Origin of the sequence: Nocardiopsis metallicus (assembly GCF_014201115.1) — a bacterium.
In the GTDB taxonomy this organism is placed as follows: Bacteria; Actinomycetota; Actinomycetes; order Streptosporangiales; family Streptosporangiaceae; genus Nocardiopsis; species Nocardiopsis metallicus.
Genome location: NZ_JACHDO010000001.1, coordinates 7,592,529 through 7,616,036 on the forward strand (window position 1 = coordinate 7,592,529; position 23,508 = coordinate 7,616,036).

The window sequence follows — 23,508 nt, forward strand, 5'->3', positions numbered from 1 at the left end:
TTGAGCAGCGAAAGCGAACGCCTGGTAGCGGCACTCAGGACCGCGATGAAGGAGAACTCGCGCCTGCGTGCGGAACTGGAAGGCGGTTCCGTGCCGGAGCCGATCGCGATCGTGGGTACGGGCTGCCGCCTTCCCGGCGGTGTCGACACCCCGGAACAGCTGTGGGAAATGGTCTCCGAAGGGCGGGAGGCGGTCGGCCCCTTCCCTGACGACCGGGGCTGGGACCTGGCCGGACTCCTGGCCGAGGGAGAAGACGGCCGACACGTCGACATGGACCGGGGCTCTTTCCTACGGGACGTCTTCGACTTCGATGCGGCGTTCTTCGGCATATCGCCGCGCGAGGCCGAGGCGATGGACCCCCAGCAGCGCATCCTGCTCGAACTCGCCTGGGAGACGATCGAACGCGCGGGTATCGCCCCGGACTCCCTTGCCGGCAGCGACACCGGCGTCTACGTGGGTCTGAACCAGCAGGAGTACGGTCCACCGGTCCACCGGATGACCACGGACGGCCTCACCCTGACCGGGGTTTCGGCGAGTGTCGCCTCCGGCCGCATCTCCTACTGCCTGGGCCTGGTCGGTCCGGCGCTCACGGTGGACACCGCCTGTTCGTCCTCGCTGGTGGCCCTGCACCTGGCCGTGCGCGCCCTGCGCGATGGCGACTGCTCGCTCGCCCTGGCCGGGGGCGCCACGGTCATGTCGGGCCCCGGTACCCTCACCGAGTTCACCCGGCTGCGGGGGGTGGCCCCCGACGGCCGCTGCAAGGCGTTCTCCCGGGACGCTGACGGCGCCGCGTTCTCGGAGGGTGCTGGCCTGGTCGTCCTGGAACGCCTGTCCGACGCGCACCGCAACGGCCGTCAGGTCCTCGCGGTGATCAGAGGCGGAGCGGTCAACCAGGACGGTGCGTCCAACGGGCTCACCGCGCCCAACGGCCCCTCCCAGACCCGCGTGATCGGCCGCGCCCTGGCCGATTCCGGCCTGGCCCCGGCCGACGTCGACCTGGTCGAGGCACACGGCACCGGGACGTCCCTGGGCGACCCCATCGAGGCCCAGGCGCTGATAGCCGCCTACGGCCGGGACCGAACCGAGGACCGGCCGCTCTGGTTGGGCTCGCTCAAGTCCAACATCGGGCACCCGCAGGCCGCCGCCGGGGTGGCCGGGGTGATCAAGACGGTCGAGGCGCTACGCCACGGCGTCATGCCCCCCACCCTGCACGCGGACCGGCCCACCACGCACGTCGACTGGGACGGCGGGATCCGACTGCTGCACGAACCGCGCCCCTGGACCGGCGGTGACCGGCCGCGCAGGGCCGCCGTCTCCTCGTTCGGGATGAGCGGCACCAACGCCCACCTCATCCTGGAGCAGGCCCCCGACCCCGGGGGCGCCGATCCCGAAGCCCGCGTTCCGGAGAAGGACGCTTCGTCGGGCCGCCCGCGCGCGGCCTCGGTGACCGGGGCCACCGCCTGGCCGCTGTCCGCCCGCACCCCCCAGGCCCTGGCTGCCCAGGCCGTGCGGCTGCACGAGCACGCCCGCGCCCGGCCCGGCCTCGACCCGGCGGACGTCGCCCTGTCCCTGTCCACGATCCGGTCCGCGCTGGAATACCGGGCGGTGGTCGTCGGCGGTGACCGCGACCAGCTCCTCACGGCGCTGTCCTCCCTGGAGACGGGGGCCCCGGGGGCGACCACCGCCACCGGCCGGGCCCGCCCCGACCGCCGCCCCGTGCTGGTCTTCCCCGGTCAGGGCGGGCAGTGGGAGGGCATGGCGGTCGAATTGCTGGACTCCTCGCCCGAGTTCGCCCGGCACATGGCGGCCTGCGAACGCGCTCTTGCACCCCATGTCGGGTGGCGGCTGGCCGACGTGCTCCGAGGCGCTGACGGCGCGCCCTCCCTCGACCGCGTGGACGTCGTCCAGCCCGCACTGTGGGCGGTCATGGTCTCCCTGGCCCGGCTGTGGATGGTCCACGGCCTGACCCCGGCCGCCGTGGTCGGGCACTCACAGGGAGAGGTCGCCGCCGCGCACATCGCCGGTGCCCTGACCCTGGAGGACGCGGCGAAGGTGGTGGCCCTGCGCAGCCGTGCCGTGCTCGACCTGGCCGGGACCGGGGCGATGGCCTCGGTCGCCAGTCCTGCGGCGGCCGTGCGCGAGCGCCTGGACGTGTGGGCGGACCGGGTCGTGGTGGCCGGCGTCAACAGCCCGTCGAACACGGTCGTGGCGGGTGAACCCGAAGCCGTGGCCCAGCTGGTCAAGGAGTGCGAGGCCGATGGTGTCCGAGCCAGGATGATCGCCGTGGACTACGCGTCGCACTCACCGTCCGTGGATCTCCTGCGCGACCGGATCGAGTCGGAGCTGTCCGGGATCGCCCCCGAACTGCCGGGAATCCCCCTGTACTCCACCCTGACCGGCGCTCTCCTGGACGGGCAGCTGCTCGACGCGGCCTACTGGTTCCGGGGCCTGCGCGAACCCGTGCGCTTCGCCGAGGCCACCGAGGCCCTGGTCGCCGCCGGACACGACGTGTTCGTCGAGGTCGGGCCGCACCCGGTGCTGACACCCTCGGTCCAGGAGACCGCCGAGGCCGCGGGGGCCGAGGAGACGGTCGCCTTCGGCACCCTGCGCAGGGACGAGGGCGGGCCGGTCCGCTTCCTGACCTCCCTGGGCCAGGCCCACAGCCACGGGGTAGACCTCGACTGGACTCCGCTCTTCGGTCCGGAGGCCGCTCAGGTCGCCCTGCCCACCTACGCCTTTCAACGCCAGCGCTACTGGCGGCCGGGACCCGGTGCCGACCGGGCCCGGGAAGACGCCCACGACGCTTCCTCCGGAGCCGGTTCCGGCGCCTGCGCCGACGAGTGGACCTACCGCGAGGAGTGGGTGCCCGTCCCGGCCTCCGCCGAGGCCCCCGCCGCCCCGCCCGCTCAGACAGCCCTGCCGGACGCGGCCGGTGGCCGGGGCACCTGGCTGCTGGTCGGCTCCCGGCTCGGCCCGGCCCTCCGGAGCTGTGTTTGCGCCCTCGAGGCGCGCGGCCACCGCACGCGCGTCCTCGACCTGCCGGACGGTGCTGGGCGCGAGGCAGTGACCGCCCTGGTCGAAGGCGTCCGGGACGGTGCCGGGAGTATCGCCGGGGTCCTGCTGACCACCGCCCTGGACCGGGCACACGGGGACACGGATCCCACAGACACCGCTCCCGGCGAGGTCGCTCCCCCGTCCGAAGCGCCAGCCCACCGGGACGCCGTCCTCGTTCTCCAGGCCCTGCTCGGCACTGGGACCGACGCGCGGCTGTGGTGCCTCACCAGCGGCGCGGTCGACAGCGGGTCCGGGGTGAGCGACCCCGCCGCCGCGCTGCTGTGGGGCTTCGGCCGGGTGGCGGCCCAGGAGCACACGGACCGGTGGGGCGGTCTGGTCGACCTCCCCGACCCCGACGACACGGAGAGCGGGGCCGTCCTGGCCACGGTCCTGGCCGGCGAGGCCGCGGTCGGCGAGGACCAGCTCGCGGTGCGCGGGCGGACCCTGTCGGCCCGGCGGCTCGCCCGCGTCCCGGTCAGCGGGACCGGGATCCGGGACTGGAGGCCCTCGGGCACGGCCCTGGTCACCGGTGGTACCGGTGGCCTGGGCGCGCACACGGCACGCTGGCTCGCGGCGCGAGGCGCGGAGCACCTTCTTCTGCTCAGCCGCCGCGGTCCCGACGCCCCGGGCGCCGGGGAACTCACCGCTGAGTTGCGCGCGGCGGGTGCGGAGGTCACCCTGGTCGCCTGTGACGTCGGTGACCGGGCCCAGCTCGCCGAGGCGCTGTCCCGCATCCCGGAGGGCCTCCCCCTCACGGCGGTCTTCCACACCGCCGCGGAACTGGACGATGCCCCCGTGGCAGACCTCGGCCCGGAGTCCATCGGCCGCGTCCTGCGCGCCAAGGCGGACGGAGCCGTGCATCTGCACGCGCTCACGCGAGGTCTGGACCTGTCGGCCTTCGTGTTGTTCTCGTCGGTGGGTGCCGTCTTCGGTGTGACCGGCCAGGGCAACTACGCGCCCGGTAACGTCTTCTGTGAGTCCTTCGCCCACTACCGCCGGTCCCTGGGGCTGCCCGCGACATCGATCGCCTGGGGCGCCTGGAAGGGGGCCGGGATGGCCGGTCGCGAGGCGGTGGCGGGTCTCCTGAGCCGGCACGGACTGCCCACGATGGAACCGGCACCCGCGGTGGAGGGGCTGCGCCGGGCCCTGGACCACGACCTGACCGCGCTGGCCGTCGCCGACATCGACTGGCCGCGTTTTCGGGTGGCCTTCACCGCGAACCGGCCCAGTCCCCTGATCACCGATCTCGCCCCGGCCGGGGCCGGGGCGCCGTCCGGCCAGACGGCCGGTCCCTCCCCGGAGACGGTCGTCACTGACCTGCGGGCCCGGCTGTCCGGTGCGGCACGGGCCGAACGCGTCCGCGTGCTCACCGAGCACGTGTGCGAACACGTGGCGGCCGTCCTCGGATACGGATCAGGCGGGGACGTTCCGACCGACCGCGGCCTGAAGGACCTGGGCATGGACTCGGTCACGGCGGTGGAACTGCGCAATCGGCTCTCCGCGCTCACCGGGGTCCGCCTTCCCCCGGCGGTCGCCTTCGACCACCCCACCTGCGCCGCACTGGCCCGACACGTCGAGGAGCGGGTGTTCGGCAGCGCGGAGCAGGTCGTCCTGGAACGCCTCGACGGACTCGTCGCCGCCCTTGACGAGTTCAAGGGCGAGACCGGGGGCGGCGGATCCGGTGCCGCCGGGGCCTCCGCCGTCGCGGACCGTCTCCGCGCTCTGCTACTGCGCCTGGAGCCGGGTACCCCGCCCCTTCGGGAGCCGGGGTCGGACGACCCCGACCTGGAGAGGGCCTCCAGGGAAGAGCTCTTCGCGCTCATCGACGAGACCCTGGGCGACTGATTCCCACCCGGGGCGGGCGTACCCCGCCCCGGGTGACCGAGTTCTGCCAGCCACCACACGAAGACCAGCGACAAGCACAGCCCAACCCCGGCACCCCGGTGCCGCGACGTGAATCGGCGAGGCATGCCCATGACCGACGACGCACAGGTTCTCGACTACCTCAAACGGGTCACCGCCGACCTGCGGCGCACCCGCGCCGAGCTCACGCGGCTGCGGGAGCGCGACAACGAGCCGATCGCCGTGGTGGGCATGGGCTGCCGTCTGCCCGGAGGAGTGAACAGTCCGGAGGAACTCTGGGACCTGCTGGAACGGGGCGCCGACGCCATCGGTGACCTGCCGGACGACCGGGGCTGGGACGTGGAGGACATGCGCGGCCGTCCGGGCATGTCCGCGGGCGGGGGTTTCCTCGACGACGCGGCCGGTTTCGATGCCGCCTTCTTCGGTATCTCGCCGCGCGAGGCCGAGGCGATGGACCCCCAGCAGCGGCTCATGCTGGAGGTGACCTGGGAGTCCCTCGAACGCGCCGGGATCGACCCCGCCTCCCTGGCGCAGACGCCCACCGGCGTCTTCACCGGGATCAGCACGACCGACTACGCCCGTACCACCACCTCGGGCCGGGTGCCCATGCCCGAGGGAGCGGAGGGGTACCTGATGACCGGCACCGCCGCCAGCGTGGCCTCGGGTCGGATCGCCTACACCCTGGGGCTGCGGGGGCCCGCGCTGACCGTGGACACTGCCTGTTCCTCCTCGCTGACCGCCGTTCAGCTCGCCGTGCGGTCCCTGCGCCAGGGAGAGTGCTCTCTGGCGCTGGCGGGCGGGGCGACCGTGATGTCGGGGCCGTCTCTCTTCGCGGAGTCCGCGAAGCAGGGGGTGCTCTCCGCGGACGGTCGTTGCAAGGCCTTCGGCGCCGGGGCCGACGGCACCGGGTTCGCTGAGGGGGCCGCCGCCCTCGTCCTGGAACGGCTCTCGGACGCCGAGCGCTCCGGGCACCGGGTCCTGGCGGTGATCCGGGGCGGCGCGGTCAACCAGGACGGCGCCTCCAGCGGGCTGACCGCCCCCAACGGCCCCGCGCAATCGCGGGTGGTCCGGGCCGCGCTGGCCGACGCCGGGCTGACCCCCGACGACATCGACGCGGTGGAGGCGCACGGAACCGGGACCGAACTCGGCGACCCGATCGAGGCCGAGGCCCTCCTGGAGGTGTTCGGTGACCGGCAGGGGGACCCCCTGTGGCTGGGGTCGGTCAAGTCCAACCTGGGGCACACCCAGGCGGCGGCCGGGGCGGTCGGGATCATGAAGCTGGTGCTGGCCCTTGGTCGTGAGCGGCTGCCGCGAACCCTGCACGCCGAGGAACCCTCGCCCCTGGTGGACTGGGCCTCGGGCGGTGTGCGGCCGCTGTCGGGGGCAAGAAACTGGCCGCGCGGCGAGCGCGTGCGCCGCGCGGGTGTGTCGTCCTTCGGGATCAGCGGGACCAACGTCCACATCGTGCTGGAGGAGGCCCCGGAACCCTCCCCCGGAACGGGTGGCGCCGCGTCGGGGACCCCGGACGCCTCGGAGACCCAGGAGGGCTCGTCGGACTCCGGGCCCCTGACCGGGCCGTTGGTCACGGGGCGGACCGCCTGGCTGCTGTCCGCCCGCGACAGGACGGCGCTCAGCGAACAGGCCGCCCGGCTGGCCGACCACCCGGGCGGCGCCGCGCCGCCCGCCGACGTCGCCCGCGCCCTGGCCAGCACACGCGGCCGGTTCGTCCAGCGCGCGGCCGTCATCGGCGCCGACCCCGAGTCCCTCACCGCAGGGCTGCGTGCCCTGGCTGGGAGCGCGGGAACGGACGGGTGCGCGGCGAGCGTGGTCACCGGCGAGGCCCGCCGGTCCGGCCACTCCGAACAACCGGTCTTCGTCTTCCCCGGCCAAGGCGGCCAGTGGGCGGGCATGGCCAAAGGCCTGATGGCTGACTCCCCGGTCTTCGCCGCGTCCGTGGCCGAGTGCGAACGGGCCCTGGCACCCCACGTCGACTGGTCCCTGTCCGCGGTTCTGCGCGAGGACCCCGGAGCCCCGCGGTTCATGGGCGAGGACGCCCCCGTGGACGTCCTGCAACCGGCCCTGTGGGCGGTGCTGGTCTCCCTGGCCCGGCTGTGGCGGGCCGCGGGTGTCGAGCCCTCCGCCGTGGTCGGCCACTCCCAGGGCGAGGTGGCGGCCGCCTGCGTGGCCGGGATCCTTTCGCTCGAGGACGGGGCCCGGGTGGTCGTGGCCCGCTCGCGCGCGCTCGGCAAGGTCGCGGGTGAGGGCGGCATCGCTGTGGTGGGACTGGGCATGGACGAGGTCGCGGGCCTGATCGACGGGCAGGAGGGACAGCTCGCCCTCGCGGGCGCCAACGGCCCCGAGACCAGCACGGTCGCGGGCAGTGCCGAGGCAGTCCACGGCTTCGTGGCCGCCCGTGAGAAGGACGGGACCTTCGTGCGGCGCATCCCGGTCGACTACACCTCGCACTGCTTCCTCGTGGACCGGGTCGAGGAGGAGGTGCGGGCCGCCCTGGCCGACCTCCGGCCCCGGCCGGGCACCGTACCCCTGTACTCCACCGTGGCACCCTCACCCACGTGGAAACCCGGGGACGAACCGTCGGCGGAGCCCGTGGACGGGACTACGCTCGACGCCGGTTACTGGTACCGGAACCTGCGCCACGGCGTACTCCTCGAACCGGTGGTCCGCCGCCTGGCCCCGGTCAGCCACGCGTTCGTCGAGGTCGGCGCGCACCCGGTGCTGTCGGTGCCGCTGCGCCAGACCCTGGAGGCCGCCGGGGCCGCTGACCTCCCGGTGGTGCACACCCTGCGCCGGGACGAGGACACCGGAGACCGCTTCCTGGCGGCGCTGGCCGAAGCCCACTGCCAGGGGATCGGCGTCGACTGGGAACGGGTGCTGGGCGATGGCGGCCGCGACGTCGACCTTCCCACCTACCCCTTCCAGCGCCGGAGGTACTGGCTGGACGAGCCCCGACTCTCGGGTGACCCCTCCTCGGTCGGCCTCAGCGCCGCCGACCACCCCCTGATCGGCGCCTGGACACCGATCGGCGCGACCGGCCAGACCCTCTTCACCGGTCGGCTCGACCCCGCGCGTGCTCCCTGGCTGACCGAACACACGGTTTCCGGGCGGACGATCCTGCCCGGAACCGCCGCGGTGGAGCTGCTGCTGCGCGTCGGACGGCTCTGCGACCGGCCCGAGATCGCCGAACTGACCCTGAGCGCCCCCCTGGAACTCGACCCCGAGGGGCCGGGCACCCCGGTCCAGGTCATCGTGGAGGCCCCCGACCTGCGTGGAACGCGCGCCTTCCGCCTCCTGTCGTCCTCCGCCGACGGGCAGGAGTGGGCCACGCACGCCGAGGGCCTGCTGGCCCCTGCCACCAGGGCCCCCGCCCCGTCCCCCCTCACCCCGGGCCCGGAGGCCACCGAACTCACGGTGGCGGACGCCTACGCGCTCTTCGAGGCCCGGGGCATCGGGTACGGGCCCGCCTTCCAGGGGTTGCGCGCCGTCCGGGCCGACGGCCCTCGGACGTGGGCCGAGGCCGGGCCCGAACCCCTGCCCGCCGACGCCGAGGCGATGACCGGCCCGCATCCGGTCCTGCTCGACGCCGGGCTCCAGTCCCTGCTTCTGCTCGAGGCGGAAGCCGACCAGGCTCCCCGGCTCCTGATGCCCTTCGGCTGGAGCGGGGTGCGGCTGCACGCGCCGGGCGCCCCGGGGCGGGTCCGGGTCCAGCTCACCCGGACCGGTGAGGACACCTACGGGATCCTGGTCACCGACCCCGAGGGGGGACCGGTCCTGAGCGTGGACTCCCTCTCCGTCCGGGAAGCCGCCCCGGCGGCCCAAGCGGACCAGGACGCGCTCTTCCACCAGGACTGGGAGGAGATCGCGATACCCGGGGGGACCGTTCTCCCCGACCCCGGAACCTGGGCGGTGGCGGGTGATCTGGCCGGGGTGGACCGTCGGCCTCAGGAGTGCGCCGAGGCGCCCGACGTGATCGTGCTGGCCCCAGGTGACGAGGGTGCCGGATCCGGCGGTACCCAGAGCCTCGAACAGGCGAACGCCGACCCCGAGCGGGCCCTCGAACGGCTGACCGGTGCCCTGGAACAGCTGCGGGGCTGGGTGGACGACGACCGCTACGCCGCCACCAGGTTCGTCGTGCTCACCCGCGGCGCCGTCAGCCTGCCCGGCGATACCAGTCTGCCCGCGGACCCGTCCGGCGCGGCGCTGTGGGGGCTCATCGCTTCCGCCGAGACCGAGAACCCCGGCCGGTTCCTGCTGCTGGACACCGACCTGACCGGTTCCGAGACCGGCACCGAACTGATCGCCGCGGCGTTGCGCACAGGGGAACCCCGGCTGGCCGTCCGGGGCGGACGGCTCCACGCGCCGCGTCTGGCCCGCAGCCGCTCCGAGGCGGACACCGCCACCCTCCCGCCCGCCCGCAGCCCGGGCTGGCGGCTGCACGCCGACGGCCGGGGCGTCCTCGACGGCCTCACCTACGTCCCCGTGCCCGAACGTCCGCTCGCCCCGCACGAGGTGCGGGTCGCCGTCCGCGCCGCCGGCCTGAACTTCCGCGACGTCCTGATGACCGTGGGCATGTACCCCGAGCCCGGCGACATCGGCAACGAGGGTTCCGGAGTGGTTCTGGAGACCGGGGGCGAGGCCGGAGACCTGTGCCCGGGCGACCGGGTGATGGGGCTCTTCCCCGGCGCCTTCGGCCCGGTCGCGGTGGCCGACCACCGGTACCTGGCCAGGGTCCCCGAGGGCTGGGACCACGCGGAGGCGGCCGCCGTCCCCGCCGTGTACCTGACCGCCTACCTCGCCCTGGTCGAGGAGGCCGGGCTGCGTGAGGGCGAGACCGTGCTCGTCCACTCCGCCGCGGGCGGGGTGGGCCAGGCTGCGCTCGGCCTGGCACGGCACCTGGGCGCCCGGGTGCTCGCCACGGCCAGCCCCGAGAAGTGGGACCTGCTCCGCTCGTCCGGACTGGGCGAGGCCGAGATCGCGCACTCGCGTGAACTCGGCTTCGAGAAGCAGTTCCGCGCGGCCGCCGACACCGTGGACGTGGTCCTCAACTCCCTCACGGGCGAGGCGATCCCCGCCTCGCTGAGGCTGCTCGGACCGGGCGGCCGGTTCGTGGAACTGGGCCGCAACGAGCTGCTCGGCGCGGACGGCGTCCCCGAGGGCATCGTCTACCGGGCCTTCAACGTCCTGGAGTCGGGGCCGGACCGGATCCAGCGGGCCTTCGCCGCCCTGTTGCCGCTCCTCACAGCCGGCACCCTGCCCCGCGCCCCCCTCACCCGGTACCCGATCGAGGAGGCCCCGGAGGCGTTCCAGGTCATGCAGCGCGGCCGCAACGTCGGCAAGGCGGTCCTGGAGCTGGCCACCCGCTTCCGTCCCGGTGGAACGGTTCTGATCACCGGTGCCACCGGTCGGCTCGGCGCCCTGGTCGCCCGCCACCTGGTCGTCCGGCACGGTGTCGACGACCTCCTCCTGGTCAGCCGCCAGGGCCCCCGCGCCCCGGGGGCCGATGCTCTGGTCGCCGACCTCACCGCCCTGGGCGCCGGGGTCCGGGTCGAGGCCTGCGACGTCTCCGACGCCGAGCGGTTGGGGGACCTTCTCGCCGAGGTACCGGTCTCGGCCGTCGTGCACGCGGCCGCGGTGATCGACGACGCCACCTTCACCGGTCTGACCGCGGACACGGTCGCCCGTGTGATGGGCCCCAAGGCCGTGGGCGCCTGGAACCTGCACCGGCTCACCGCCCACAGCGACCTGGACGCGTTCGTCCTGTTCTCCTCCGCCGCCGGGGTGTTCGGCAGCGCGGGCCAGGCGGCCTACTCGGCCGCCAACGCCTACCTGGACGCCCTCGCCGCGCACCGCCGCGAGCTGGGCCTGCCGGCCCAGTCCCTGGCCTGGGGGCGCTGGTTGGTGGAGTCGGGGGAGTTCGCGGAGATGAGCGAGGTGTCCGCGAACCGGATGTCCCGTACCTGGGGGGTCCAGGGGATCGGTGACCGCGAGGGGTGCGCGCTCCTGGACGCCGCGCTGGCCTCGGACCGCGCCCATCTGGTGCCCTCCCCGCTGGACCTGGTCGGGCTGCGCACCCGAGCGGTCACCCAGGGATCGGTACCTCCGCTGATGCGAGGGCTGGTACGCGCCCCGGACCGGAGCGGACGCGGTACCGAAGCGGTGGTCGCGGTTCCGCCCGGCGCCGAGCGCCGGGAGCTGCTCACCCGGCTGGTGTGCGAACGGGCCGCGGAGATCCTGGGCTACCTGGAGTACGGCGCCCACCAGGAGTTCCCCGGGGCCGGGTTCGACTCGCTGACCGCCGTGGAACTGCGCAACCACCTCCAGGAGATCACCGGGCTGCGCCTGCCCGCCACCCTGGTGTTCCAGTTCCCCACACCCCGGGCCCTGGCGCACCACCTCGACCAGGAGATGGGCGGACCCGCCCCGGTGGCGGGCGGGGCGACCACCGCTGACGGAGCCCGCGGCGGTCGGAGCCGCGAGGCGAAATCCGACGACAGCCTGATCGGCCTCTTCTTGGACGCGTGTGCCGCACACCGCCCCAAGCAGGCCGTGGACCTCGCCCTTGCCGCCTCCCGATCCCGCGCGGTCTTCACCGGGGCGTCGCGGTCCGCCGCCACCACGCTGGCCACGGGTCCGGAAGAACCCGTCCTGATCTGCCACCCGTCACTGGTCATGACCTCCGGCCCGCACGAGTTCTCACGGTTCGCCAACCGGTGGCAGGGACGACGCAGGGTCCACGTGCTCTCCGCTCCGGGCTACCTGGAGGGCGAGGAACTCCCCGCTGACCTGGACACCTTCGTGCGGACCCAGGCCGACCAAGCCCTCGCCGCGGCCGACGGGCGCCCGTTCATCCTGGTGGGCCGCTCCTCCGGCGGCTGGACGGCCCACGCCGTCGCCGAGGAGCTCTCCAGCCGGGGGACCCCGCCCGCCAAGGCCGTCCTGCTCGACACGGTGGTGCCCGGCGACGACGACCTTCTGCCCATGGTGACGGAGTTCGTCACCGAACGGGCGCACGAGTTCGAACTCCTGGACACCACCCGCCTGACCGCGATGGGCGCCTACCTCGACCTGTTCTCCACCTGGCGTCCTTCGGAGTGGTCGGGTCCGACGGTTCAGGTGCGGCCCACCGAGGCGGTGGTCACCGCGGCCGGGACCAAACTCGGCCTGGACTGGAGCTGGCCGATCCCCCACGACTGGGTGGAGGTCCCGGGTGACCACTTCACCATGTTGGAGGAGCACGCTCTCCGCACCGCCGAGGAGGTCGACCGGATCGTTTCCGAGGGAGGGAAGCCGAACCGGACCGTCTCCAGGTGGACGACCCTGAAGCGGGCCGTCTCCAAGAGGAAGAGCTCGAGGTGAACCGAGACGGGGCACGGGTGCTCTCCCGGTGGATCCACCGGGAGGGCACCGACCTGCACGTCCTGGACACCGCGGGGGCGGGCCCGCCGGTCGTGATCCTGCACGGCCTGGCCGGGAGCGCGCGCGAGTTCTGGCCCACGGCGCGGGCCCTGGCACCCCTCTTCCGGGTGCTCCTGGTGGACCAGCGCGGCCACGGCCGCAGCACCTCCCGCCCCGCGGACACCTCCCGCGAGGCCTTCGTCGCGGACACCGTCGCCGTCATCGAGGAACTCGCGGACTCCCCGGTCCGGCTCGTGGGCCACTCCATGGGCGCCCACACCGCCATGCTCACCGCGAGCGCCCGACCGGATCTGGTGGAACGCCTCACCCTGCTGGAGTGCCACCCCGGGGGAGACGGCCCCGAGACCGCGACCCGGATCGGAGCGTTCCTGGCCTCCTGGCCGGTGCCCTTCCCCAGCCGGGAAGCGGCCCGTGCCTTCCTGGGCCCAGACGCCCTCAGCGCTGTCTGGGTCGCCGACCTCGTGGAGACTCCCGAGGGATTCGTCCCCCGCTTCGACCCCGCCGTCATGGAAGCGACCATGGAAGGGCTCCGGGAGCCCCGCTGGTCCGAGTGGGAGGGACTGCGGGTCCCCACCCTGGCGGTCTTCGCCGAGTTCGGTATCTTCACCGACGCCCAGACGAGGGAGTTGACCGACCGCCGCCCCGCCACCCGCCGGGCCGACCTGGAAGAGGAGTTCCACGACGCCCACCTCATCCCCGAGGGGCCCTGGCTGCCCGTCCTCAAGGACTGGCTCACCAGCCCGCTCTGACACCTGGAACAAACTCCGCCGCCCCGGACGTTCAGCTGAAGGTGCGCCCGGGCCCTCTCCTCCGGCCCGGAGTCGCCGCGCCCGCCGTGTTGTCGAAACCCTTCCTGCCTGCCCGCCGGGAAAACCGGTTGCCGGCCCTCTTAACCTTGGTTATTGATGAGCACCACCACGCCCGCGCCCGCCGCGGACCAACTCCGTTCCCGGCTGCGCGACCTCATGCCCGCGGACCGGCACCGGCTCCGTCGTCGTATCGACGGCCTGGCCAGGATCCGTGACGAGCGCCGCCGCGCCTCCGTGACCACGCAGATCGCGGGCGACATCGACCGCGCCGAGCTCCGTGTGGGCCTGCGCCGCGAGGCCGTGCCCGAGCTCAGCTACCCCGAAGAGCTCCCGGTCAGCGCCAGGCGCGAGGACATCGCCGAGGCCATCCGGGACAACCAGGTCGTCATCGTCGCCGGTGAGACCGGTTCCGGCAAGACCACCCAGCTGCCCAAGATCTGCCTGGAGCTGGGGCGCGGCGTCATGGGCACGGTCGGGCACACCCAGCCCCGCCGGCTGGCCGCCCGCACGGTCGCCGAGCGCATCGCCGACGAGATCGGCACCCCCCTGGGCGAGACGGTCGGCTACAAGGTCCGGTTCACCGACTCCTCCAACGACAGCACGCTGGTCAAGCTGATGACCGACGGCATCCTGCTGGCCGAGATCCAGCACGACCGCATGCTGCGCCAGTACGACACGCTCATCATCGACGAGGCGCACGAGCGCAGCCTCAACATCGACTTCCTGCTCGGCTACATCAAGCAGCTCCTGCCCAAGCGGCCGGATCTGAAGATCATCATCACCTCGGCGACCATCGACCCCGAGCGGTTCTCCCGCCACTTCGACGACGCCCCCATCGTCGAGGTCTCCGGGCGCACCTACCCGGTCGAGGTCCGCTACCGGCCGATCTCGGACGAGATTCTCGACCCGGAGGAGAAGAATTCGGGTCCAGGGACCGACAAGGACCAGACCCAGGCGATCCTGGACGCCGTCGACGAGCTCTCCACCGAGGACCCCGGCGACATCCTGGTCTTCCTCAGCGGCGAACGCGAGATCCGCGACACCGCCGAGGCCCTCGAAAAGAAGAAGATCCGCGGCCTGGAGGTCCTGCCCCTCTACGCCCGCCTGTCCGTGGCCGAGCAGAAACGCGTCTGGTCCCGGCACAGCGGCCGCCGTGTCGTGCTGGCCACCAACGTCGCCGAGACCTCGCTGACGGTCCCCGGCATCAAGTACGTCATCGACCCCGGCACCGCGCGCATCTCCCGGTACTCCCACCGCACCAAGGTGCAGCGCCTGCCCATCGAGGCGGTCTCGCAGGCCTCCGCCAACCAGCGCAAGGGCCGCTGCGGCCGTGTGTCCGAGGGCATCTGTATCCGCCTGTACTCCGAGGAGGACTTCCTCTCCCGCCCGGAGTACACCGACCCCGAGATCCTGCGCACCAACCTCGCCTCGGTCATCCTCCAGATGGCCCACCTGGGCCTGGGCGACGTCGCCGCCTTCCCGTTCGTGGACGGTCCCGACCACCGCCAGATCAAGGACGGCGTCAACCTGCTGGCCGAACTCGGCGCGCTCCAGCCCGAGGCCGCCCGGACCAAGACGTCCAAGGGGGACGGGGACACCGACGGCAAGCAGGGTTCGGACCGGCAGAGTTCGAAGCAGCGCCGCCTGACCCCGATCGGCCGCCGCCTCGCCCAGCTGCCCATCGACCCCCGCCTGGGCCGCATGGTCCTGGAGGCCGAGAAACGCGACTGCCTGGCCGAGGTCATGGTCATCACCTCGGCCCTGTCCATCCAGGACCCGCGCGAGCGCCCCACGGAGAAGCAGCAGCAGGCCCAGCAGGCGCACGCCCGGTTCACCGACAAGGAATCGGACTTCCTGGCGTTCCTCAACCTGTGGAACCACCTGCGCGACAAGCAGCAGGAGCTGTCCGGCAACCAGTTCCGCCGGATGTGCCGCGAGGAGTTCCTCAACTACCTGCGCGTACGCGAGTGGCAGGACATCCACGGCCAGCTCAAGCAGGTGCTGCGCACGATGGACATCGAGGTCCCGCCGCTGCGCGAGCAGGCCGCCGACCCGCGTGACGTGCACATGTCGCTGCTGGCCGGGCTGCTCTCGCACGTGGGCCTCAAGGACCCGGACAAGCACGAGTACCTGGGCGGCCGCGGGGCGCGCTTCGCGATCTTCCCCGGCTCCGCCCTGTTCAAGAAGCAGCCCCGCTTCGTGATGGTCGGCGAACTCGTCGAGACCTCCAAGCTCTGGGGCCGCATGGTCGCCAAGATCGAGCCCGAGTGGGCCGAGGAGCTCGGCGTCGACATCGTCAAGCGCAGCTACAGCGAACCGCACTGGGAGCGCAAGCGCGGCGCCGTCATGGCCTTCGAACGCGTCACCCTGTACGGGGTACCGATCGTCGTGCAGCGCAAGGTGTCCTACGGAAAGATCGACCCCGAGCTCTCCCGCGAGCTGTTCATCCGCCGCGCCCTGGTGGAGGGCGACTGGGAGACCCGGCACCAGTTCTTCCACGACAACCGCAAGCTCCTCGACGAGGTCGAGGACCTGGAGCACCGCGCCCGCCGCCGCGACATCGTCGTGGACGACAACACGCTCTTCGACTTCTACGACCGCCGCGTCGCTGATTCGGCCGTCTCCGCCGCCCACTTCGACTCCTGGTGGAAGAAGGCCCGCCGCGACGAGCCCGAGCTGCTCGACTTCACCCGCGAGGAGCTCATCAACGACGGCGTGGACATGGTCAGCGAGGACGACTACCCGGACGTGTGGCGCCAGGGCGCGTTCGTCTTCCCGCTCACCTACCAGTTCGAGCCGGGCAGCGACTCCGACGGCGTCACCGCGCACATCCCGGTGAAGTTCCTCAACCAGGTCGAGAACACCGGCTTCGACTGGCAGATCCCCGGCCTGCGCAACGAGCTCATCACCGCGCTGATCCGTTCGCTGCCCAAGCCGCTGCGCCGCCACTTCGTGCCGGTTCCGGACAACGCGGCCCGCGCCCGGGGCGGCCTGACACCCTACGAGGGCTCCCTCAGCGCGGCCCTGGCCGCCGAGCTCACCGTGATGGCCTACGGCGAGCGCATCAGCGCCGAGGACTTCCAGCTGGACCGGGTCCCGGACCACCTGCGCATCACCTTCCGCGCACTGGACGACCGGGGGCGCACCCTGGCCGAGTCCAAGGACCTCGAACAGCTGCGCGCCAAACTCAAACCCCGGCTGCGCGAGGCCATCGCCACCGAGGCCAAGGGCGTGGAGAAGAAGGGCATCACCTCCTGGGACTTCGGTCCGCTGGAGCAGACCCTGGAACGCAAGGCCCTGGGCCCGAAGGTCAAGGGCTACCCGGCCCTGCTGGACGAGGGCGAGAGCGTCGCCATCCGCATCTTCGACACCCGGCCCGAACAGCGCGCCGCCATGCGCGCGGGTACCCGGCGGCTGCTCATGCTGAACATCCCGTCCCCGGCGACCGTGGTCAGCAAGGGCCTGAACAACCCGGACAAGCTCGCCCTGGCGGACAACCCGCACGGGTCCATCCGCAAGATGCTCCAGGACGCCGAGGCCGCCGCCGTCGACCACCTGCTCACCCGCGAGGGCGGGCCGGTGTGGAACGGCGAGGACTTCGCCGAGCTCACCGACCGGGTCCGCGCCGACCTCGGCGACACACTCGCCGAGATCCTGGGGAAGACGGCCCGCATCCTCGTGCTCTGGCGCAAGATCTCCAAGAAGACCAAGGGCACCACGTCCCTCGCGGTCCTGCCGTCCCTCAACGACGTCCAGGGCCAGCTCGGCGACCTCGTCGGCGACGGCTTCGTCACCCGCGCCGGGCTCTCCCGCCTGGACGACGTGCACCGCTACCTTCGCGGCATCGAGTACCGGCTGAACAAGCTCCCGGAGAACCCGCGCCGCGACCAGGTCAACATGTCCAAGGTCGAACAGATGCGCCAGGCCGTGGCCAAGGTCAAGGGCGCGCTGCCCGCAGGCCGGGCCGACGACCCGGACGTGGTGGAGCTGCGCTGGATGCTGGAGGAGTACCGGGTGAGCCTCTTCGCCCAGGAACTCCGCACGGCCTACCCGGTCTCCGACAAACGCATCATGAAGGCCCTGGAAGCCGTCAAGAAGCCCGGGAAGTAACCCGAACGGGGGCGGCGCCGCCGGATCGGGTTCCGGCGGCGCCCGCTGTTCCCCTGGCGCGAGACGGGTGAGAGGCGCGGCAGGGTGCCTTCCCTACCGCCGGCCGGTCCCCGCGGTGGTACGGGTGGGGGACCGGTGTCCCTGGGCCGCACGCTCCCGCGCCTCGTGTTCGCGGGCTTCACGTTCCTGCTTGGCGCCGAAGTAGTCTCCGCCCTTGCGCACCGTGTCGTCGGTGCCCCAGGACTCGTCGGCGCCGACCTTGCGCAGGTGCGGGATGTGCTTGCGGCAGTGGATATAGGCCTCCTCGACCTGGACCACCATCCACATCAGCGCCCGCTGGCCCGGCACCTGGGGCAGCGGCAGGTCCGGGACGTGGGCGCGCAGCCGCTCGTCCTCGGTGAGCTTCACCCGGCCGTTGACGTGCAGGCCGATCCGGTCCCGCTGGAAGTCCAGGAACATCAGGCCGATGTGCGGGTTCTGGACGATGTTGCCCGCGCTGGCGAACACGCCGTTGCCCCGGTACTCCGGGTAGGCCAGGGTGCGGTCGTCGACGACGTGCACGAAACCGGGCGGCCCGGCCCTGAAGCTGGAGTCGCACTCGCCCCCGGCGTCCGCCGTCGCGATGAACAGCATCTCCTGGCGGGCGATGAACTCCTTCATCGTCGGGTTGAGGTGGTCCAGCATCTGGTCGCGGTAGAAGCGGTCGGCCCTTTCCGTGGTGCCCAGGACCTCCTGTACGTAGTGCTCCCCCTCGGAGCCGGGCCTGTGGTGCTGATCGGACTGTGTCATGGACGAAGGCTTTCGACGGTGTACGGAAGCGGTGACGGAACCGGTGGAGCCGGGTTCCGTCACCGCGCGCGGAAGGGTGTCGAGGGGTTCGGGGCGCTCGTGGAAGGCGCCGGAGGGGTGGAGTAGGGGGAGGGCCGGGGAGGAGCGTGGTTCGGGGAGGCCGAGGGCGCCGAGGAGTTCGGGGAGGGGGCGTCGGCCTGCTCCGCCCCGGCCAGCATGTTCGCGGTGATCCACTGGTAGACCAGCACCCAGGCCGAACTCATCGAGGAGGACCAGGTCGGGGAGATCTCGCTGACGGCGCGGACCAGGGCGCGCCCCACGTGCGGGTAGTGCTCCGGGGTCACCCCGAGCTCCAGGCGGTGCTGTAGGCCCAGGCGCTGGAGGTAGTCGGCGACCTCGCCGGGCTCATCGAGGTGCTGGACCACGGCCAGGAGGGCGTCGGCCATGCGCTGCTGCTGCGGCTTGATGTCGTCCGAGAACATGGCCCGCACCTCGGGGACCATGGTGAAGAGGTTGTCGTAGAAGCACTTGGCCAGTCGTGCCGACCCCTGGGGGATGTCGACGGCTGACTGGCGGACCAGGTCGATGATCTCCCGGTCGGGCAATGGCACTTCTGATATCGAGCGAAGGGTCAAGGCTGATCCAGTGTTCGGGTGAGCGGGGAACCACGGACCGTGGGGGAGAGCTGCGGCACGCTCTCGGTTTCCGGGGGTGACGGGGGCCTTGGGTCGGTGTTTTTCCGCGGGGCACGCGGGAAGTTCCGCGGCGGCCCGAATCAGGACAGATGTGCTGGAGGTGGCCCTGACCTCACTGACTCGGGCGTTTGTGGGGGAACTGTAACAGACTCGCTACGTAGTCGAGAGTCCTCGATTTGTGACTGTCTAGTAGCTATGTGGCCCCTGTGGTTACGCCCGGTAACAAGCCCGGTGACAGGCCAGGTGATTCCCCGGGTCGGGTGTCCGGTGGTAGGCCCGGCGACACGTCCGGGTACCGCGCCCTCCACCTTTCCCAGCCGGGCCCCGGGCGGTAGCATGCCGCCGGTGGTATGGACCACATCCCGCTCTTCGGCGAAGGAAACGAGGCACCCGGTGGACACACCGCGACGGCTCCTGCTCGTGGGGACCTACACCCCCGACTCCGACCCGCCGGGGGAGGGTCAGGGCATCCACCGGGTCTGGTTCGACCCCGAGACCGGCGAGCTGACCGCCGACGGCGCCGCCGCGCACACCACCGGCCCCTCCTTCCTCGCCTTCCGGCCCGAACCGCCCACGGTGTACGCGGTCAACGAACAGGCCAAGGGCACGGTGACGGCCTTCCGGGTCCACGGTGACGCCTCGCTGACCGAACTCGGCTCCGTGCCCACCGGCGGCGGCTCCCCCTGCCACGTGCGCTACCTGGGCCCCGAGCAGGTGGCCGTCGCCAACTACGCCAACGGCGTGGTGGCCTTCCAGCCCACGGCGGACGACGGTACCCCCACCGGCCCCGCCCGTGAACTCCCGCACCGGGGCCGCGGTCCGGTCAGCGAACGCCAGGAGGGACCGCACGCACACAGCACCGCGATCGCCCTCGACTCCCACGAACCCCGCCTGCGCTACCTGCTCGCCGCGGACCTGGGCACCGACGAACTGCGCGTCTACCACTACGCCACCCCGCTGAGCCCGGAGAACGAGGGCCCGGCCCCCGAGATCGAGGACGGGCTACTGAGCACCGTCCCCCTCCCGTCCGGTACCGGCCCCCGGCATATGGCCGTCAACGGCGGTTACGTCTACGTCGCCGGAGAACTCGACTCCCGCGTGCACACCGTGCGCTGGAACCCCCGCAACGGCACCGGCGAGCACCTGGGCTCCCTGCCCGCGCTCGGCGCGCACACGGCCGCCGTGACCGAGGCCAACTATCCGGGCGAGATCACGCTGCACCGGCTCAAGGTCGAGGGCCGTGAGATCGCCGACGGCGACGCCCTGCCGATGACCAACACCTACGAGGGCCGCGTGTACGTGTCCAACCGGGGCGCGGACGTCATCTCGACCTTCGCCGTGCGCGACGAGGGCGCCCGTCTGGAGCACCTCGCCGACACCCCCGTGGGCGCCTGGCCCCGCCACTTCACCGTGGTCCGCGGGCACAACGGCCAGCCCGACCACCTGGTCGCGGCCGCCCAGAACGGCGACTCCCTGATGTCGCTGCTCATCGACCCGGACACCGGCGTCCCCGCCGACACCGGCCACCGCCTGGAGATCGCGGTCCCGGTGTGCGTGCTGCCTGTCCCCATCAAACGCATCCGCCGCGCGGAGGCGGCGGAAGCGGTGGCAGAGGAAGCCGTGCGGTAGCTGCCGCTGTGGGGCGTGGCCGCTTCGTCCTCTCCTGCTTCGTTCTCCCGCTCATGCCATGGTCTTGGCGATGTCGCTCATCTTGCGGTAGAGCCGCATGCTTCCAGGGATACCGCGGAAACCGTGTTTCTCGTAGAAGGTGTACGCGTCCGTGTCGAGCGCGTCCACCACGAAGAACCTGACGGCGAAGGTCTCGTTTCCCACCAGCGCCCGCTCGAAGGAGTCCACCAGGAGCACCGGGCCGAGTCCTCGCCCCTGGTGGCGAGTGGCCAGGGCCAACCTTGCCAGGAGCACTGCCGGGACCCTGTGCATGCTCCCCCGGGCCAGGGCCTTGGGCAGTTCCTCCCGTTCCAGGGTCATGGAGGTGAACGAGTAGTAGGCGGCGACCTCTCTGCTGCCTTCCTCGCACCAGACGAACGTGGCGGCGGTGTTGTTCGCGCGTGCGTGGAGCGCGCTTCTGCGCAGCCAGGTGTCCAGCTCCTCCTTCCCACAGGAGAAGGATTCGAGCTCATGCTCCTGGCTGAGGGGCTGGCAGACGAACACGGTCGGGCTACCTCTTCTTCACTGTGGAGCGGTGCTTGCGCACAGCCGAGGCCAGCTCGTCGATCGGCTCCGCGGGCTCTTCCAGGGATTCGACCATGGCGTCGAAGAAGGCAGCGGGGACCCGGGTGGTCTGCTCGCGCTCCACGACCTCCTCGGCCGCCTCGCGGGCTGCCCGGACGACGAACTTGGATGCGGACTCGTGGTTGATTCGGGCGGCTTCGAGGAACAGTGCCTTGTCCTCGGGCGTCACTCTGACTTCGATCCGTTCGGTGGCGGTACTCATGCGTGCTTCTCCCTGTTCGGCAATATCGATTGTACGGAAGTTGTACGGGATTTTTGGTGATGTGGGCACGTCGAACGGAGTTCCTCCACGCCCCTGAGCCCTGGCCGGGGAGTAGCAGGGGACAAGTCAGAAAGCGATGGGGGAGACCCGCACACGTCGCTAGGCTCGTAGGTATGGCCACCCCCATCGCCGTTCGGCACGTGAGAACCGCTATCCGCCAGCACTTCGCGGAGGTGATCGACTTCAGCGACGCCCCCGGAAACTCCCTCGAAGACATCGAGCCTTCCTCCACCGCACTCACCAGAGGGCTGGCGGCCTTGGCCGTCGCGAAGCTGTCCGGGTGTGAGATCGGCGAGGCCGGGGCATCGGTCATCGACGGAACGGACGACGGCGGGATCGACGCCGTCCACGTTGACAGCAGCCGGAGCCGGCTGTGGTTGGTCCAGTCCAAGTGGCGGGCCAAGGGGAACGCGACGCTCAACTCCGAAGCTGTGCTGAAGTTCTGGCGCGGCGTCGGCCGGATCCTGTCCGCGGACGTGGCGGACTTCAACGACCGCTTCCAGAAGAAGTGGCCCGACGTCCTCGACACGATCGAGAACCCGTCCGTCAGGATCACCGTGGTCATGGCGATCCTGGGTGATGACCCGGTCCACCCGGACATCAGCGGCGAGAACGACTACTTCGTCAGGCTGCACGGTGCCGACACCGTCGACGTGGAGTACCTGCACCTGAGCGACTTCCACCAGTTCGTCAAGTCTGGTATCAACCGCCCCCGGGTGGACCTGGACGTGATGGTCGACCGGTGCAGCGAGTACGAGGGCCCCTACCCCGCCTACTTCGGCATGGTCCCGGTCGGGCAGATCAAACAGTGGTACGAGGACCACGGTGACCGCCTCTTCGACCGCAACATCCGCCGATCGCTCGGCGTCACCGGGGTCAACCAGGGGCTCATCGAGACGCTGAAGTCCGAACCGGAACACTTCTGGTACTTCAACAACGGCATCACCGTGCTCGCGGACTCGGTGCGCAGGGGCGTGAAGTACAAGGGCGTGCCCGGCGGTAGCGGCCAATTGACGGTGGAAGGCGGCAGCATCGTCAACGGCGCCCAGACCGTCACCGCCATCCACCGGGCGGTCCGGGAAGACCCCGAGGTGGGGGAGCGCGCCCAGGTCGCGGTCAGGTTTATCTCGCTGGGTGCGGAGGAGGACGACTTCGGCGAACGGGTCACGACCGCGACCAACACCCAGAACCAGGTGGAGCGGCGCGACTTCGTTGCCCTGGACAAGGTCCAGGCCGAACTCCGGGACGACCTGGCGCTGACCCTCGGTAAGACCTACGCGCTCAAGCGCGGGGAGCAGATCATCCCTTCCCAGGACGTTGGTTGCACGGTTCGGGAGGCCACCCTGGCCCTCCTGTGCGCCGACCCTCGGACCGAGTGGGTGGCCAGGGCCAAGGAGAACGAGGACGTGCTGTGGGGGCCCGCCAGCGACCCCCTGTACAAGCGCCTCTTCGGCCCCGAACCCACCAGCGCGCGGGTCTGGAACAGCGTTCGACTGTTCCGGCTGGCTCAGGAGCAGTTGAAGTTCCTCGCAGACCAGCGTGAGGGTCGGGGAGCGGCCATCGCTGAGCAGGGACGGCTGTTCATCACCCATCTGGTGTTCCAGGACGCTGACATGAGCGAGATCGGGGATTTGGACGCGGACTGGGACACCGAGCTGGCGAACGCGGCCGAGTCCGTGGAGCCTCTGCTGGACCTGACTATTCACTACGTGGACGCGCGGTTCGGCAACACCAGCTTCCCGCTCACCACGTTCAAGAACCCTGAGCGGTGTGTGGAGCTGAGCGAGTCCGTGCTCACCCATCTGGAGACCGGGCAGCCCGTTTCACCGGCTGTACGGGAGGCTTACACCAAGCCGAAGAAGCAGCGTAAGCCGCGGACCGTGAGCACGCTCATCGACGCCAACGCGATCACCGAGGGCACGACCCTGGTGTTCGAGCCGCAGAGCGGTCCGCAGCGCAGGGGCATGCGAGTTTGGTTGGAGGAGGGCCCGGAACGGCGGTACGCCACGTGGACCAATGACCGTTCGCAGCCGCTCCTGTGGGGAGGAGACGGTAGGCAGTACTCGCCGAGCAACCTGTCATTGCGGATGATTCAGGCGGCCATGGGTGCCAAGGCGCCCAAAGCCGTCCAGGGGCCCAAGCTCTGGTTCGTCCCGGGAGAGGGGTCCCTGGTGGACCTGGCGGAGCAGGTACTGCGAGGCGAGGAGGAGTAGCGGGATTTTGGGAGGCCGCGCAAGCG

At 71.7% G+C, this 23,508-nt stretch carries 10 protein-coding genes; 6 read left to right on the forward strand and 4 right to left on the reverse strand.

Translation table 11 applies throughout. From position 1 onward, the window contains the following. The 4 genes from HNR07_RS33395 (at position 1) to hrpA (ending at position 17,270) form a co-directional block, all read left to right on the forward strand. The gene (locus tag HNR07_RS33395; RefSeq protein WP_376769968.1) at positions 1–4,899 is read left to right on the forward strand and encodes a type I polyketide synthase; all 4,899 of its coding nucleotides are present in this window, start codon (positions 1–3) and stop codon (positions 4,897–4,899) included. Positions 4,900–5,028: 129 nt separating this feature from the next. Further along, positions 5,029–12,291 (forward strand): type I polyketide synthase, encoded by a 7,263-nt coding sequence (locus tag HNR07_RS33400; RefSeq protein WP_184370836.1) that lies wholly within the window; start codon positions 5,029–5,031, stop codon positions 12,289–12,291. Further along, on the forward strand, positions 12,243–13,100 hold the full coding sequence (locus HNR07_RS33405) for an alpha/beta fold hydrolase (RefSeq protein WP_312894045.1): 858 nt from the start codon (positions 12,243–12,245) through the stop codon (positions 13,098–13,100). Before HNR07_RS33400 ends, HNR07_RS33405 begins: the two co-directional genes overlap by 49 nt. A gap of 156 nt (positions 13,101–13,256) precedes the next feature. After that, positions 13,257–17,270 carry an ATP-dependent RNA helicase HrpA gene (gene hrpA / locus HNR07_RS33410; protein WP_184370839.1) on the forward strand — a complete coding sequence of 1,338 codons (4,014 nt, stop codon included), beginning with the start codon at positions 13,257–13,259 and terminating at the stop codon, positions 17,268–17,270. A 93-nt stretch (positions 17,271–17,363) separates the two neighbouring features. Here the strand turns inward: hrpA and HNR07_RS33415 are convergent, their stop codons facing one another. Further along, positions 17,364–18,059, reverse strand: a complete 696-nt coding sequence (locus tag HNR07_RS33415) for a pyridoxamine 5'-phosphate oxidase family protein (protein ID WP_184370841.1) — start codon at positions 18,057–18,059, stop codon at positions 17,364–17,366. Between the two features lie 59 nt (positions 18,060–18,118). Further along, complete coding sequence (locus HNR07_RS33420) at positions 18,119–18,670, reverse strand: globin domain-containing protein (protein ID WP_184370844.1); 552 nt, start codon at positions 18,668–18,670, stop codon at positions 18,119–18,121. Between the two features lie 477 nt (positions 18,671–19,147). On the opposite strand from HNR07_RS33420, the gene HNR07_RS33425 reads away from it, so the two are divergent. Then, positions 19,148–20,383: a lactonase family protein gene (locus HNR07_RS33425; RefSeq protein ID WP_184370847.1), complete on the forward strand. Its 1,236-nt coding sequence runs from the start codon at positions 19,148–19,150 to the stop codon at positions 20,381–20,383. A gap of 51 nt (positions 20,384–20,434) precedes the next feature. Here HNR07_RS33425 and HNR07_RS33430 read toward each other — a convergent pair whose 3' ends face one another. Next, the gene (locus HNR07_RS33430; RefSeq protein ID WP_184370850.1) at positions 20,435–20,926 is read right to left on the reverse strand and encodes a GNAT family N-acetyltransferase; all 492 of its coding nucleotides are present in this window, start codon (positions 20,924–20,926) and stop codon (positions 20,435–20,437) included. Positions 20,927–20,933: 7 nt separating this feature from the next. Next, positions 20,934–21,209: a type II toxin -antitoxin system TacA 1-like antitoxin gene (locus tag HNR07_RS33435; protein WP_184370853.1), complete on the reverse strand. Its 276-nt coding sequence runs from the start codon at positions 21,207–21,209 to the stop codon at positions 20,934–20,936. A gap of 173 nt (positions 21,210–21,382) precedes the next feature. On the opposite strand from HNR07_RS33435, the gene HNR07_RS33440 reads away from it, so the two are divergent. Continuing rightward, complete coding sequence (locus tag HNR07_RS33440; protein ID WP_184370856.1) at positions 21,383–23,482, forward strand: AIPR family protein; 2,100 nt, start codon at positions 21,383–21,385, stop codon at positions 23,480–23,482. The last annotated feature ends 26 nt before the right edge of the window (positions 23,483–23,508 follow it).